At 73.7% G+C, this 17,092-nt stretch carries 2 protein-coding genes; both read left to right on the forward strand.

Annotation, left to right across the window (positions count from 1 at the left end):
• Nucleotides 1–22: 22 nt before the first annotated feature.
• Complete coding sequence (locus OG568_RS57070; RefSeq protein WP_329537861.1) at nt 23–10,642, forward strand: type I polyketide synthase; 10,620 nt, start codon at nt 23–25, stop codon at nt 10,640–10,642.
• A 30-nt stretch (nt 10,643–10,672) separates the two neighbouring features.
• A complete protein-coding gene (locus tag OG568_RS57075) occupies nt 10,673–17,062 on the forward strand; it encodes a type I polyketide synthase (protein WP_329537862.1) in 6,390 nt (2,129 codons plus the stop codon).
• Nucleotides 17,063–17,092: the final 30 nt, after the last annotated feature.

Raw genomic sequence — 17,092 nt, forward strand, 5'->3', positions numbered from 1 at the left:
ACATTCCGAGGGGTTGGCACACGTGGCAAACGACGAGCAGCAACTGGTCGAGTACCTGCGGCGCGTCACCGTCGATCTGCAGAAGACCCGGGAGCGGCTGCACGCCCTTGAGCACCCCGAGCCGGTCGCGATCGTCGGTATGGCGTGCCGGTTCCCCGGCGGGGTGGACACCCCGGACGCCCTGTGGGATCTGGTGGCGCAGGGCCGGGACGCGGTCGGAGAGTTCCCCACGGACCGCGGCTGGGACCTGGAGGGGCTGTACCACCAGGACCCGGAACGCCGCGGCACGACGTACACCAAGCATGGCGGATTCCTGTACGGCGCCGGGGACTTCGACGCGGAGTTCTTCGGGATCTCACCGCGTGAGGCGCTGGCGATGGATCCGCAGCAGCGGCTGCTGCTCGAGACGTCGTGGGAGGCGCTGGAAGGCGCCGGCATCCTCCCCGACTCCCTGCGGTCCAGCCTGACCGGCGTGTTCGTCGGGGCCTTCGCCCAGGACTACGCGGGTCCGCTGCACCGCGCGCCCGCGGGCTTCGAGGGCCACCTGCTCACGGGCAAGCACTCCAGCGTCGCCTCCGGGCGTATCTCGTACACGCTGGGTCTCGAGGGTCCGGCCGTGTCGGTGGACACGGCGTGCTCCTCGTCGCTGGTGGCCCTGCATCTCGCGGTGCAGGCGCTGCGCCGGGGTGAGTGCGACCGGGCGCTGGCCGGCGGGGCGACGGTGATGGCGAGCCCCGGCATGTTCCTGGAGTTCAGCCGTCAGCGGGGGCTGGCCGTGGACGGGCGGTGCAAGGCGTTCGCGGAGGCGGCCGACGGCACGGGCTGGGCCGAGGGCGCGGGCATTCTGGTGCTGGAGCGGCTCTCGGAGGCGCAGCGGCAAGGGCATCGGGTGCTGGCGGTGGTGCGTGGCTCGGCGGTGAATCAGGACGGTGCGAGCAACGGTCTGACGGCGCCGAACGGTCCCTCGCAGCAGCGGGTGATCCGGCAGGCGTGGGCGGATGCGGGTGTGTCGGGTGCCGAGGTCGACGCTGTGGAGGCGCACGGTACCGGTACGGCGTTGGGTGATCCGATCGAGGCGCAGGCCCTGCTGGACACCTACGGGCAGCAGCACGCTTCCGACGAGCCGTTGTGGCTGGGGTCGTTGAAGTCGAATATCGGGCATGCGCAGGCTGCCGCGGGTGTGGGCGGGATCATCAAGATGGTGCAGGCGTTGCGGTATGGGGTGTTGCCGCGGACGCTGCATGTGGATGCGCCGTCGTCGAAGGTGGACTGGTCTTCGGGCGCCGTGGAGCTGTTGACCGAGGCGCGGTCGTGGCCGCGGGTGGAGCGGCCGCGGCGGGCGGCGGTGTCGTCGTTCGGTATCAGTGGCACCAACGCGCACGTCATCCTGGAGCAGGCCCCCGAAGCGTCCGAGGCTGCTGAGGTCGAGGTGGGGGAGCGGCCGGGGCTGGTGCCGTGGGTCGTGACCGGCCGGACCGAGGCCGCGCTGCGCGCCCAGGCCGGACAGCTCCTGCCGCATGTGACCGGACTCGACCCCGTCGACGTCGGCCTGTCGCTGACCGGGTCGCGGACCGCCTTCGAGCACCGCGCCGTCGTCCCGGCCGGTGACCTGGACGCGCTGCGCGCCCTGGCCGAGGGCCGCGAGCACGCGGCCATCGTACGGGGGGTCGCCGCCGCCGACCCGCGGCCGGTGTTCGTCTTCCCCGGCCAGGGCTCCCAATGGGTGGGCATGGCCGCCGCCCTGCTGGACTCGTCCCCCGTGTTCGCCGAGCGGATGGCAGAGTGCGCGCAGGCCCTCGCACCCCATGTGGACTGGGACCTGCACGCGGTGGTGCGAGGCGAGCCGGGCGCCGCCTCGCTGGACCGGGTCGACGTGGTGCAGCCCGCGCTGTTCGCCGTCATGGTCTCGCTGGCCCGGCTGTGGGAGTCCTCCGGCGTACAGCCGGCGGCCGTGGTGGGGCACTCGCAGGGTGAGATCGCCGCCGCCTGCGTCGCCGGGATCCTCTCCCTCGAGGACGCCGCACGCGTGGCCGCGCTGCGCAGCCAGGCGATCGCCCGGATCGCCGGCGACGGCGGCATGGCCTCCATACCCCTGCCGGCCGACCGCGTACGGGAGTTGATCGCCCCCTGGGACGGCGCCCTGTCCGTCGCGGCGGTCAACGGACCCGCCTCCGTGGTGGTCGCGGGCGCCGCCGACGCCCTGCGGGAACTTCTCGACGCCTGCGCCGCCGACGACATCTCCGCCCGCCGCATCGCGGTGGACTACGCGTCGCACTCCGCGCAGATGGAGACACTGCGCGAGGACCTGCTCCAGGTCCTGGCACCGATCCGGCCGGGCCCTGCCCGGGTGCCGTTCCACTCGACGGTCGACGGCGAGGCCGCTGGCGTCACCGAACTCGACGCCGCCTACTGGTACCGCAACCTGCGCAGCACCGTCCGGTTCGAGCCGACCGTGCGCGCCCTGCTGGACGCCGGGCACCGCATGTTCGTCGAGTGCAGCCCGCACCCCGTGCTGACGATGGCCGTCCAGGACACCGCCGACGACGCGCGGCACACCGCTGTCGCTGTCGGCTCCCTGCGCCGCGACCACGGTGGACCGGACCGGTTCCAGCAGTCGCTGGCCCAGGCGTTCACCCACGGCGCCCCGGTCCTGTGGCCCGCCGCCACGGCCCCCCTCGACCTGCCGACGTACCCGTTCCAGCGCGAGCACTACTGGCTCGACGAACGCGACAGCGGCGGCGACCCCGCGCAGCTCGGCATCGCCGCCGCGGGCCACCCGCTGCTGAGCGCGGTCGTCGAACTCGCCGCCGACGGCGGCACGGTGCTCACCGGCCGGCTCACCGCGACCGGCTGGCTCGCGGAGCACGCCGTGTGGGACACCGCGCTGCTGCCCGGCACCGCGTTCGTGGAGCTGGCGCTGTGCGCGGGCCGCACCGTCGGCTGCGACCGGATCGACGAACTGACCCTGCACGAGCCCCTGGTCCTGCCGGACGACAGCGCCGTACAGGTGCAGATGGCGGTCGGGGAGGCGGGCGAGGACGGCAGGCGCGAAGTGAGCGTCCACTCCCGGTCGGGTGAGGCGCCCTGGACTCGGCACGCCTCCGGGTTCCTCGCCCCCACGGCGGCACCCGCCCCCACGGCGGCGGCACAGCAGTGGCCGCCGAGCGGCGCCCGCCCGGTCGACCTGACCGGCTTCTACGAGCGTCTCGAACAGGTCGGATACGGCTACGGCCCCGCGTTCCAGGGACTGACCTCCGCCTGGCGCAGCGGCGACGAACTGTTCGCCGAGGTCGCGCTGCCGCAGTCCGCCGACGGCCGTGACGGCGAGGCGGAGTACGGCCTCCACCCGGCCCTCAGCGACGCCGCCCTGCACGCACTGCTGCTCGACGAGGGCAATATCCGGCTGCCGTTCTCCTGGAACGGGGTCACCCTGCATTCGACGGGCGCCAAAGCCCTGCGCGTCCACCTGACACCGGCGTCCGGTGACAGCGTCTCGGTGCTCGCCCTGGACAGCGAGGGCCAACCCGTACTGAGCGCCGACTCCCTGACCCTGCGTCCGGTCGAAGCGGCGCAGCTGGCCCGCCGCCTCGACTCCCTGTTCCAGGTCGACCGGCACGCGGCGACGCTGCCCGCCACCGCACCGGACCCGGCCCGGTGGGCGGTGCTCGGCGAACCGGTCGACGGGCTCACCGGCGCCACCGTCCACGCCGGCCTCGCGGCCCTCACCGACGCGGTGGACACCGAGCTGCCCGCGCTCGTCGTGGCGAGCGTGCCGGCGGCGGGACCGGACCCGGTCGCCGCGGCCCGGACGGCGACCGGACATGTGCTCGGCCTGCTGCAGGCATGGCTCGACGACGAACGCACCGCCGCCTCCCGGCTGGTCGTCCTGACGCGGTCGCACGACCTGTCGCACGCGGCGGTACGCGGCCTGGTGCGCAGCGCGCAGACCGAGCACCCCGGCCGCTTCACCCTCGGCGAGCGGGACGGCCACGACGCCTCCCGCGCCGCCCTGGCCGCGGCCCTCGCCGAGGACCTCACGGACTTCCGCCTCGAGCAGGGGCAGCTCACCGTGGACCGGCTGACCCGGGCGCGGGCCGTGGAGGGCGACCTCGGGCTCGACCCTGCGGGCACCGTGCTGATCACCGGCGGCACCGGAACACTGGGCGGACTGCTCGCCCGCCACCTGGTCGACCGGCACGGCGTACGCCACCTGCTGCTGACCAGCCGCAGCGGGCCGGACTCGGCCGCGGCGCGGGCCCTGGTCACGGACCTGCAGAGCGCGGGAGTCGACGTCCGCGTCGTCGCCTGCGACGCCGCGGACCGCGACGCACTCGCCGCGACCCTGCGGGGAGTCGACGCCGCACATCCGCTGACGGCCGTGGTGCACGCCGCGGGCGTCGTGGACGACGCTCTGCTCACCTCGCTCACCGATGACCGGCTCGACACCGTGCTGCGGCCCAAGGCGGACGCGGCGTGGAACCTGCACGAACTGACCCAGGACATGGACCTGTCCGCCTTCGTTTTCTTCTCGTCGGCGGCCGCCACCCTCGGCAACGCCGGACAGGGCAACTACGCCGCCGCGAACGCCTTCCTCGACGCGCTGGCCGAGCACCGCCGCGAGCGCGGTCTGCCTGCCGTGTCGCTCGCCTGGGGCCTGTGGGCCGAAGGCAGCGGAATGAGCGGCCACTTGGGCGACGCCGACCTGAGCCGGATGCGCCGCGGCGGCATCGTGCCGCTCGCTACCGAGGAAGGACTGCGCCTGTTCGACGCCGCATGCGCCCTGGACCGCGCCCTGGCGGTGCCCGTCTCGCTGGACCTCGCGGCGATCGCCGCGGGCGCCGCCGACGTCGGCGTACCACCGGTGCTGCGCAGCCTGGTCCGCATCCCGGCCCGCCGCGCCGCGGCGGCCCTCGCCCGCAACGCGCCCGGGGGACTGCGAGAACGGCTGGCCGCGCTCCCGCCCGAGGACCGGCGCGCGGAACTGGTCGAACTGACCCGGCTGCACACCGCCGTCACCCTGGGCCACGGAGCGGCCGAACGGGTCGAACCCACCCGCGCGTTCAAGGAGATGGGCTTCGACTCCCTGATGTCGGTGGACCTGCGCAACCGGCTCAACGGCGTCACCGGTCTGCGGCTGCCCGCGACTCTGCTCTTCGACCACCCCACGGCCGCCGCGGTGGCGGGCCTGCTGGAGACCGAGCTGCTGGGCTCGGCCGCCGTGTCCGAGACCCGGCCGGCCGCGCCGTTTGCCGCGCGGTCCGACCAGTCCGAGCCGATCGCCGTCGTCGGCATGAGCTGCCGCTTCCCGGGCGGCGCCGACTCCCCGGACGCGCTGTGGGACCTGGTGGCCGTGGGCGCCGAAGCACTCGGCCCGATGCCGGCGGACCGCGGCTGGGACCTGGAACACCGCTACGACCCCGAGGGCGAGCGTCCGGGAAGCTTCTACGCCGATGCGGGCGGGTTTCTGCACACGGCGGGGGATTTCGACGCGGAGTTCTTCGGGATCTCGCCGCGTGAGGCGCTGGCGATGGATCCGCAGCAGCGGCTGCTGCTCGAGACGTCGTGGGAGGCGCTGGAGTCGGCGGGTGTCGATCCGTCGTCGTTGCGGGGCCACCGCACCGGCGTCTACGTCGGCTCGATGGCACCCGACTACGCGGCCGGCCTGAACGCCGCCACCCCCGACATCGAGGGTTTCCTGGGCGTCGGCACCAGCGGAAGCGTCATCTCGGGCCGGGTCGCGTACACGCTGGGTCTTGAGGGTCCGGCGGTCACGGTGGACACGGCGTGCTCCTCGTCGCTGGTGGCCCTGCACCTCGCCGCCCAGGCCCTGCGCCGGGGTGAGTGCGACCGGGCGCTGGCAGGCGGCGTGACCGTGATGAGCACACCGAAGACATTGATCGAGTTCAGCCGTCAGCGGGGGCTGGCCGTGGACGGCCGGTGCAAGGCGTTCGCGGAGGCGGCCGACGGCACGGGCTGGGCCGAGGGTGTGGGTGTCCTGGTGCTGGAGCGGCTCTCGGAGGCGCGGCGCCAAGGCCATCGGGTGCTGGCGGTCGTGCGTGGCTCGGCGGTGAATCAGGACGGTGCGAGCAACGGTCTGACGGCGCCGAATGGTCCTTCGCAGCAGCGGGTGATCCGGCAGGCGTGGGCGGATGCGGGTGTTTCGGGTGCCGAGGTGGATGTCGTGGAGGCGCACGGTACCGGTACCGCGTTGGGTGATCCGATCGAGGCGCAGGCGTTGTTGGCGACGTATGGGCAGGGCCGGGATGTGGATCGGCCGTTGTGGCTGGGGTCGTTGAAGTCGAATATCGGGCATGCGCAGGCTGCCGCGGGTGTGGGCGGGATCATCAAGATGGTGCAGGCGTTGCGGTATGGGGTGTTGCCGCGGACGCTGCATGTGGATGCGCCGTCGTCGAAGGTGGACTGGTCTTCGGGTGCGGTGGAGTTGTTGACCGAGGCGCGGTCGTGGCCGCGGGTGGACCGGCCGCGGCGGGCGGCGGTGTCGTCGTTCGGTATCAGTGGGACGAACGCGCACGTGATCTTGGAGGAAGCCCCCGAAGTCCCCGAGGCTGCTGAGGTCGAGGTGGGGGAGCGGTCGGGGCTGGTGCCGTGGGTGGTGTCGGGCCGGACTGAAGCGGCGTTGCGCGCCCAGGCGGGTCGGCTGGCTGAGTTCGTGGACGCACGCCCAGAGCTGGAGCCCGCTGCGGTGGCGTCCACGCTCGCGACGGGGCGTGCCCACCTCGAACACCGCGCCGTGGTCTGGGGCGACACCTTGCAGGACCACCTCACCGCTCTGACCGCACTGGCGGAGGGACGTACGGACACCGGCCTCGTCCACGCACGGGCCCGGCAGTCCACCAGGACGGCCGCGCTGTTTTCGGGTCAGGGTGCTCAGCGGGCTGGGATGGGCCGGGAGTTGTATGAGGCGTTTCCGGTGTTCGCGGGGTCGGTGGATGAGTCGTGTGCGGTGTTGGACGGGTTGTTGGGGTTGTCGGTGCGGGAGGTGATGTTCGCCGGCGCGGGTGTTGATGCTGCGGGTGCTGATGCTGCGGGTGTTGATGGCGTGGGTGCTGATGGGGTGGGTGGTCTGCTGGATCGGACGGTGTGTACGCAGGCGGGTTTGTTTGTGTTCGAGGTGGCTTTGTTCCGGTTGTTGGAGCGGGCCGGGGTGCGGGTGGATGTGCTGGTGGGGCATTCGGTGGGGGAGATCGCGGCGGCGCATGTGGCGGGGGTGTTGTCGTTGGCGGATGCGTGTGTGCTGGTGGCGGCGCGGGGTCGGTTGATGCAGGCGTTGCCGGTGGGTGGGGCGATGGTGGCGGTGCGGGCGGCGGAGGCGGATGTGCTGCCGTTGTTGGTGGGGCGTGAGGGTGAGGTGTCGGTCGCTGCGGTGAACGGGCCGGGGGCGACGGTGATTTCGGGTGTGGAGGGGGTGGTGGAGGAGGTCGCCGCTGTGCTGGCCGGGCAGGGGTGCAAGACGAAGCGGTTGCGGGTCAGTCATGCGTTCCACTCGCCGTTGATGGAGCCGATGCTGGACGACTTCGCCGAGGTCGTGGCCGGGTTGTCGTTCGCCGAGCCGCGGATTCCGATCGTGTCGACGGTGAGTGGTGAGGTCGGTACTCAGTGGACGGATCCGTCCTATTGGGTGCGGCAGGTGCGTTCGCCGGTCCGGTTCGCGGACGCGGTGCGTGCCCTGGCGGCTGAAGGGGTGACGGGCACCATTGAGGTGGGTCCGGATGCGGTGCTGACGCCGATGGCCGAGCCTTCGGCGGGTGAGGGCGTGCGGCTGGTGGCGTTGCAGCGCCGCGACCGCACCGACACGGCGGCCCTGCTGGCCGGACTCGGCGAACTGTGGGCGAACGGCACCGACATCGACTGGACCGCACTGATCGACAGCCGGGCCACCGCCGAACTCCCCACCTACGCCTTCCAACACCAGCGCTACTGGCTCGACACGCCCGAATCCACGGTCCGTTCCACGGCCGGGCTCCTCGCCGCGGACCACCCCCTGCTCACCATGGGCATACCCCTGGCGGACTCCGATGCCGTGGTGCTCACCGGATCCCTTTCCCCGCACCGGCACGGCTGGCTGCGCGAGCACGTCATCGCCGGTACGGCACTGCTGCCCGGCGCCGCATGGCTCGACCTGGCGCTGTACGCCGGGGCACAGGTCGGCTGCGACGTACTGCGTGAACTGACCTTGGAAACCCCCCTGTTGCTGCCCGTCGACAGCACGGTGGCGGTGCAGATCACCGTCGACGCACCCGCCGAGAGCGGCGACCGGGAGATCCGGGTCCACGCCCGGAACAGCGACGACGAACCGTGGACCCGGCACGCGCGCGGCACCCTGGGCGCGGGCCCGGCCCCCGCCGCGGCGCCGCTCTCCCAGTGGCCGCCCGCCGATGCCGCGGAACTCCCGGTGGACGGTGTCTACGACTGGTTCGCCGCCCACGGATTCGAGTACGGCCCCGCCTTCCAGGGCGTACGCCGTGCCTGGCTCCTCGGCGAGGAGCTGTACGCGGAGCTGGCCCTCGACCCGGAGCAGGAAGCGGCCGCCGCGGCGTACGGGATCTACCCGCCGCTGCTCGACGCGGCCCTGCACAGCGCCAAGTTGCCGATGCGCGAGGAGGGACCGGACCCGCGACTTCCGTTCGAGTTCGGCGGCGTCGTCCGGCACGGCGACGGCATCGCCGCGCGGGTGCACCTGACCCCGCAGGACACGGACCGGATCTCGGTACGGGTCGCGGACACGTCCGGGCAGCCCGTGCTGACCATCGACTCCCTCCACCTGCGCGCCCCGTCGCCGGACACACTGCGCGCGATGCGGTCGCGATCGCTGTACGAGGTCCGGTGGAACCAACTGCCCGAACCCGTACCGGTGTCCGGCACCGGCCGGTGGATCGCGCTGGGCGACACGGAAGGGCTCGAACTGCCCCGGTACGCCGGTCTGGACGCGCTGCGGACCGCTCTCGACTCGGGCACTTCGGCGCCCGACGTGGCGGTGCTGCCGCTCACCCCGTCCGGGGCCGACGCGGCAGCCGTGCACACCGCGGTCAACACGGTTCTCGGCATCGCCCAGGACTGGCTGGCCGACGAGCGCCTCGCCGCCTCCCGGCTGCTGGTGCTGACCCGGGCGGCGGTGGCGGCCGACGGCGGCGAGGAACTGTCCGACCCGGCGCACGCCGCGGTCTGGGGCCTGCTCCGCTCGGCACAGACCGAACACCCCGGGCGTTTCGTCCTCGCGGACACCGACGGCACCGAGGCCTCCGGCCGCGTCCTGCCGGGCGTACTCGCCCTGGACGAACCGCAGTCGGCGCTGCGGGCCGGCACCGTGCGTGTCCCGCGACTGACCCGGGCGGCCGGACCGGCCGCCGAGGCCACCGCGAACACCGCACCCGCCCCGGTCGACGGGACGGTACTGCTCACCGGTGCCACCGGAGCGCTCGGCACCCTGCTCGCCCGGCACCTCGTCACCGCCCACGGCGTACGCAAGCTGCTGCTCACCAGCCGGCGGGGCACCGCCCCGGGACTGGTCGAGGAGCTCACCGCACTGGGCGCGGAGGTGGACCTGGTGGCCTGCGACGCGGCCGACCGGGAGGCGCTGGCGGACCTGCTGCGCGGCATCCCCGACCTGACCGCCGTCGTCCACGCGGCCGGAGTCACCTCCGACGGCGTCCTCGCGGCGCTGACCTCGGAGCAGGTGGACACGGTGCTGCGGGCCAAGGCGGACGCGGCGCTCCACCTGCACGAACTGACCCGGGACAGCGACCTGTCCGCGTTCGTGCTGTTCTCCTCCGCCGCGGGCGTCCTCGGCACCCCCGGCCAGGCCAACTACGCGGCCGCCAATGCCTTCCTGGACGCACTCGCCGTGCGGCGACGGGCCGGCGGACTGCCCGCGGTGTCCCTCGCCTGGGGCCTGTGGGACACCGATACCGGCATGGCCGGCGCACTGCAGCATTCCGACCGCGCCCGCCTCGCCCGCCACGGAGTCGCCCCGATGTCCACCGCGGAGGCGCTGCACCTGTTCGACCTGGCGTGGCGAGGCGAGAGCGCCGCGCTGGTACCGGCACACCTGCGCGTCCCGGCCCAGGACATCCCGGTGCTGCTGCGCGAACTGGCCCCCGTGCGCCGCAGGCCCGCGCCCGGCACCGGCCTCGCCGCGGCGCAGGGCTTCGCGGAGCGCCTCGCGGCGGCCGCCCCGCAAGAGCGCACCGATCTGCTCCTGGACCTGGTGCGCACCCGGGCGGCAGTCACCCTGGGGCTGGCCGGCGGCCATGCCGTCGACCCCGAACGCGGCTTCCTGGACATGGGGTTCGACTCGCTGACCGCGGTCGAGCTGCGCAACCGGCTGGCCGAGGCCACCGGGCTGCGACTGCCGACGGCCATGCTCTTCGACCACCCGACCCCGGCCGACCTGGCCGAACGCCTCACGGCCGAACTCGCCCCCGCCGTCCCCGACCGGTTCGCGGAACTCGACCGCCTCGAAGCCGGTGCGTCCGGCCTGGACCCCGAGGAGCGCGCCTCGCTCGCCGAGCGGCTGCGCGGTGTCCTCGACCGGCTGGCCGCACCGGGCGTCGCGGACCGGGTCGACACCGCCACCGACGACGAGATCTTCGACTTCATCGACAACGAGCTCGGAATCTCCTGACTTCCGCACCGCCGTTGGAGGGCGGACTTCATGGCCAACGAAGAAAAGCTCCGCAGCTACCTCAACCGCGTCACCACGGATCTCCACCAGACCCGGCAGCGGTTGCAGCAGATGACCGAACCCGTCGCGGTGGTAGCCATGTCCTGCCGATACCCCGGCGGCGTGCGCGACCCCGAAGGACTCTGGCAGCTGCTCGACTCCGGCACCGACGCGGTCTCCGAGTTCCCCGCGGGCCGCGGCTGGGACGTCGAGGCGCTGTACGACCCCGACCCCGAAAAACCGGGACGCACGTACGCCCGCAACGGTGGATTCCTGCACGACGCCGACGAGTTCGACGCCGCGGCCTTCGGCATCTCACCGCGGGAGGCGCTGACCACCGACCCGCAGCAGCGCCTGCTGCTCGAGCTGTCCTGGGAGGCGTTCGAGCGGGCGGGCCTTGCCACGACTTCGGTCAAGGGCACCCGCACGGGCGTGTTCGTCGGCGTCATGTACAACGACTACGGGTCCCGGATGCACACCATGCCGGCGGACGTCGAGGGCTACATCGGCAACGGCAGCGCACCCAGCATCGCCTCGGGACGCATCGCGTACACCTTCGGCCTCGAAGGACCCGCGGTCACCCTGGACACCGCCTGTTCGTCGTCGCTCGTCGCGGTGCACCTCGCCGCCCAGGCGCTGCGCCGCGGCGAATGCACCATGGCGCTCGCGGGCGGCGTGACCGTCATGTCGACCCCCACCACCTTCGTGGAGTTCAGCAGGCAGCGGGCCCTGGCCGCGGACGGCCGCTGCAAGGCGTTCTCCGCCGACGCGGACGGCACCGGCTGGGCCGAGGGCGCCGGTCTGCTCGTCCTGGAGAAGCTGTCCGACGCCCAGCGCAACGGACACCGCGTGCTGGCCGTGATCCGCGGCTCGGCGGTCAACCAGGACGGCGCCAGCAGCCGGCTCACCGCGCCCAACGGGGCGGCCCAGCAACGCGTCATCCGGCAGGCTTTGCAGGACGCGGCCATCGGCCCCGACGGCGTCGACGCGGTCGAGGCGCACGGCACCGGCACCCGGCTCGGCGACCCGATCGAGGTCGAAGCGCTCCTGGCGACGTACGGCGCCGACCGGGACCGCCCGCTGTGGCTGGGTTCGCTGAAGTCCAACATCGGTCACACCCAGGCCGCGGCGGGCGTCGGCGGCATCATCAAGATGGTCCAGGCACTGCGCCACGAGGCCCTGCCGCGAACCCTGCACGTGGACCGGCCGACCTCCGAGGTCGACTGGAACGCCGGGCGAGTGGAACTGCTGACGCGGCCGCAGCCCTGGCCCCGTACCGAACGTCCGCGCCGGGCCGCCGTGTCCTCGTTCGGCATCAGCGGTACGAACGCGCACGTCATCCTGGAGGAGCCGCCGGCCGCCCCGGCCGAGCCCGACCAGGCGCAGGACGTCCTGCGCACGCCGGGCCTGGCGGGCACGGAGCCGTGGCTGCTGTCGGCCAGGAGTGCGGACGCGCTGCGCGAGCAGGCCCGCCGCCTCGCCGTGCTGGTGGAGCGCGAGGAGACGGCGAGCCCGGCCGAGATCGGTCACGCGCTGGCCACGACCCGCTCGTCCTTCGAACACCGGGCGGCCGTCGTCGGCACCAGTCGCGAGGAGTTCCTCACCGGCCTCGCCGCGCTGGCCGATGACGCGACGGCCGCCGGCGTCGTGCGGGGCCGCACCCGGCAGGGGAAGGTGGCGTTCGTCTTTCCCGGACAGGGTTCGCAGTGGCACGGTATGGCGGCCGAACTCCTCGACACCTCATCGGTGTTCGCGCGGCGCATGACCGAGTGCGCCCGGGCGCTCGCGCCGTACACCGACTGGGACCTGCTGGAGGTCGTACGCGGCGCGGACAGCGACTGGCTCACCCGCGTGGACATGGTCCAGCCCGCCCTGTTCGCGGTCATGGTGTCTCTGGCGGAGCTGTGGCAGAGCCACGGGGTGCGGCCCGCCGCCGTCATCGGGCACAGTCAGGGCGAGATCGCCGCGGCATGCGTCGCCGGAGCGCTGACCCTCGAGGACGCGGCGAAGGTGGTGGCGCTGCGCTCCAAGGCGCTGATCGCGCTCGCCGGCAAGGGCGGCATGCTGTCGGTGGCCCTGTCCGCCGGGGACCTGGGCCCCCTGCTGGAACGCTGGCAGGGACGCCTGTGGCTCGCGGCCGTCAACGGCCCCCAGGCGTCCGTGGTCTCCGGGGACCCGGCCGCGCTGAGCGAGCTCGAGACCCACTGCCGCGCCGACGGGGTGCGCACCCGCACCATCCCGGTGGACTACGCCTCGCACTCGGCACACGTCGAGGAGATCCGCGAGCAGCTCCTGGCCGAACTGGCGGACGTGGCCCCGCGCCGCGCCCCGGTCACCTTCTGCTCGACCGTCACCGGCGGCCCGCTGGACACCGCCGGCCTCGACGCCGACTACTGGTACCGCAATCTGCGCGGCACGGTCCTCCTGGAGACGGCCACCCGGACCCTGCTCGAGCAGGGCTACCGCACGTTCGTCGAGTCCAGCCCGCACCCCGGCCTGACCATCGCCCTGCAGGACACCGCCGCCGAGGCCGGAGCGGACGCCGCCGTCCTGGAGACCCTGCGGCGCCAGGACGGCGGACCGCGCCGGTTCCTCACCTCCCTGGCCCAGGCGCACGCCTACGGCGTGAAGGTGGAGTGGGGTTACGCGGGAGTGTCCCGGATCGCGCTGCCGACATACGCCTTCCAGCGGGAGCGCCACTGGCTGGACGCCCCCGACCCGGCCGTCGCGGACGCCGGCTCGCTCGGTGTCTCCCCGCTGGACCACCCGCTGCTGGGGGCCTCGGTGCCCGCGGCCGCGGGCGGTGAACTCGTGCTCACCGGACGGCTGTCGGCGCGGGCGCAGTCCTGGCTGCCCGACCACCAGGTGGCCGGGCGGCCCGTCGTGCCCGGTACCGCCGTCGTGGAGATGGCGCTGGCGGCCGGTGCGCAGGTCTCCTGCGACACCGTGGACGAGGTCACCCTGCGCGCACCTCTGGTGCTGCCCGAAGGCGGCGGCCTCCAGCTGCAACTGCGTGTCACGCAACCTGAGGAGGACCTGACCCGCCGTCTGGAGCTGTACGCGCGCCCCGACGACGCCCCGGGGTGGACCCACCACGCCTCCGCGGTCCTCGCGCCGTCCGCCCCCGCCCTCGACGACGGGCCCGTACAGCCCGCGGCATGGCCGCCGCCGGGCGCGGAGCCCGTCGACGTCACGGGCTTCTACGACGCACTGGCCGAGCGCGGCTACCACTACGGGCCCGCGTTCCGCGGACTGCTCGGCGCGTGGCGGCGCGGCGAGGAACTCCTCGCCGAAGTCGCCCTGGACGCGTCGCAGCGCGCCGACGCCGCGTCGTACCTGCTGCACCCCGCCCTCCTCGACGCCGCCCTGCACGTCATCGCGGTGCAGGACGGCGCGGGGCTGCGGCTGCCGTTCTCCTGGAACGGCGTGCGGCTGCGGGCCACCGCGGCCACCTCGCTGCGGGTGCGGATCACCCCGCGCGGAGCGGACAGCTACGCCGTCGAACTGGCCGACGCCGAAGGCACGGTCGGCTCCGTCGAGGAACTCGTGCTGCGCACGGTCGACCCGCGGCAGCTGGACACCGGGCGCGGCGGCGACGCACTCCTGCGCGTGGAGTGGACCCCCGTCCCGGTCGCCGACGCGCCCGCGGCACCGCGGGCCCTGGCGGTTCTCGGGTCGCGACCGGTGCTGGCGGGCACACCCCACTACCTGGACCTGGCCGCCGTACCGCAGGACGCGACCACCGTCGTCGCGGACCTCACCGAGCCGTCCCCCGAGCCCCGCGAGGCGGCGTGCCGCACGCTCGCCCTGTTGCAGGCCTGGCTCGCCGACGAGCGCTTCGGCGATGTCCGACTGGTGCTGCTCGTCGGTCCCGCGGAGGATCCGGCCCACGCCCCGACCTGGGGCATGGTGCGTTCCGCGCAGTCCGAACACCCGGGCCGCTTCACGCTGCTGACCAGTGACGAGGACTCCCTCGAGCTGGTGCCCGCCGCCCTGGCGACCGGCGAGCCGCAGCTCGCGCTGCGGGCGGGCACCGTTCTGGCGCCGCGCCTGGCCCGCGGCGCCGCCACCACGGACCTGGAGGTGCCGGCCGGCCAGGAAGGGGCGTGGCGGCTCGACTTCGCCGGCCGTCAGACCTTCGAGAACCTGGCGCTCGTACCGAACCCCGAGGCGGGCGCCCCGCTCGCCCCCGGACAGGTGCGGATCGCCGTCCGCGCGGTCGGGCTCAACTTCCGGCACGTCCTCATGACGCTCGGCATGGTGCCCGCCATCGAGGGCCTGGCGGGCGGCGAGGGGTCCGGCGTGATTCTCGAGGCCGGACCCGGTGTCACCGCGTTCGCCCCGGGCGACCGGGTGATGGGCCTGTTCTCCGGCACCGGCAGTGGACCGGTGACCGTGGCCGACCACCGGATGCTCACCGCGATACCGGCCGGGCTCGACTTCGCCCAGGCCGCGGCGATTCCCGTCGTGTACCTCACCGCCTACTACGGGCTGAAGGACCTGGCCGGCCTCGACGCCGGCCAGTCGCTGCTGGTGCACACCGCCGCGGGCGGCGTCGGCATGGCCGCCGTCCAGCTCGCCAGGCACTGGGGCGCGGAGGTCTACGGCACCGCGAGCGAGGGCAAGTGGCAGGCGCTGCGGGACCTGGGTCTTGCTCCGGAGCGGATCGCCTCCTCCCGGGACCTCGACTTCGAACAGCACCTCATGCGCGCCGCCGACGGCCGGGGCGTGGACGTCGTGCTCAACTCGCTGGCCCGGGAATTCGTGGACGCCTCGCTGCGGCTGCTGCCCCGCGGCGGACGGTTCATCGAGATGGGCAAGACCGACGTCCGGGACGCCGACGAGGTGGCCGCACAGCACCCCGGCGTGCACTACCAGGCCTTCGACATCGCCGAGCCGAGCCCGGAGCGCATCGGGGAGATCCTCGCCGACGTGGCCCGGCTCTTCGCCGACGGGGTGCTGCGACCGTCCCCGCTGACCTGCTGGGACATTCGTCAGGCACCGGAGGCGTTCCGCTTCCTCGGACACGGCCGCAACATCGGCAAGGTCGTGCTGACCGTGCCGGCGCCGCTGGACCCCGAGGGCACCGTGCTGATCACCGGCGGCCTCGGCACGCTGGGCGCGCTCGTGGCCAGGCACCTGGTCGTCGAACACGGCGTACGGCACCTGCTGCTGACCGGTCGGCGCGGCCCGGACACCGCCGGTGCGGCCGAACTGCACGCCGAACTTGAGGAGTTGGGCGCCGAGGTGACGATCGTCGCCTGCGACGTCGCCGACCGCGAGGAACTGGCCGCCTGCCTGGCCCGCGCCCGTACCCCGCTCACCGCGGTCGTGCACGCGGCCGGAGCGCTCGACGACGGTCTGCTCGACACGATGACACCCGGCCGCATCGACCGGGTGCTGCGGCCGAAGGCCGAGGCGGCACAGCATCTGCACGAACTGACGCGCGGGGCCGACCTGTCGGCGTTCATGCTGTTCTCCTCGGCCGCGGGCACCCTCGGCGGCCCCGGACAGAGCAACTACGCCGCCGCCAACGCGTATCTGGACGCCCTGGCGCAGCAGCGCGCCCGGCAGGGACTGCCCGCCACGTCGGTGGTGTGGGGACTGTGGGCCGAACGCAGCGGCATGACCGGCCACTTGGAGGACGCGGACCTGCGACGGATGAGCCGCGCCGGCCTGACTCCGCTCACCTCCGACGACGGGCTCGCCCTCTTCGACGCGGCACTGCGCACCCCGCGGTCCGTCGCCGTGGCGATCCCCGTCGACCCGGCGCGGGCCGACCCGGAGCAGGTGTCGTCCCTGCTGCGTGGGCTCGTCCGGACGCCCGTCCGGCGCAGCGCGGGGCCTGCCGCCGACACGACGGACCGCGCCTCGCTGCGCGCCCGCCTGGACCGGGCACCCGCCGGGGAACGCGGACGCCTGCTGCTCGACCTGGTGCGGGGCGAGGCCGCCGCCGTCCTCGGGCACTCCTCGGCGGCGGCGCTCTCCGGCGAACAGAGCTTCAAGGACCTCGGGTTCGACTCGCTGACCGGCGTGGAACTGCGCAACCGGCTCAACGCGGCCGTCGGGCTTCGGCTCCCCGCGACCATGGTCTTCGACCACCCCACGGCCGAGGCCCTGAGCGCGGAACTGCTCTCCCAGCTGTTCGCGGACGAACCCGCCGAGCAGCCGGCGGCGCACGAGGCCATCGAGGCGCTCGACGCTCTCGACGCGTTGGACGGCGTCGCGCTCGACGACGCGCTGGACGCCGACGCCGTCGAGCGGCTGCAGGGCCTGCTGCGCAAGTGGCAGGCGGTCGCGGCAGCCGGTGCACAAGGCGATGTCCAGTCCGCCACCGACGACGAGCTGTTCGACATCCTCGACAGCGAACTCCGCCTCTGACGCAGCGGCGCCCCGCCACCCCTCATCCCA

It is taken from the genome of Streptomyces sp. NBC_01450 (assembly GCF_036227505.1).
GTDB lineage: Bacteria > Actinomycetota > Actinomycetes > Streptomycetales > Streptomycetaceae > Streptomyces.

Coding starts and splice junctions, on each gene's coding strand:
- OG568_RS57075 (WP_329537862.1), top strand. CDS start 10,673: ATGGCCAACGAAGAAAAGCTCCGCAGCTACCTCAACCGCGTCACCACG.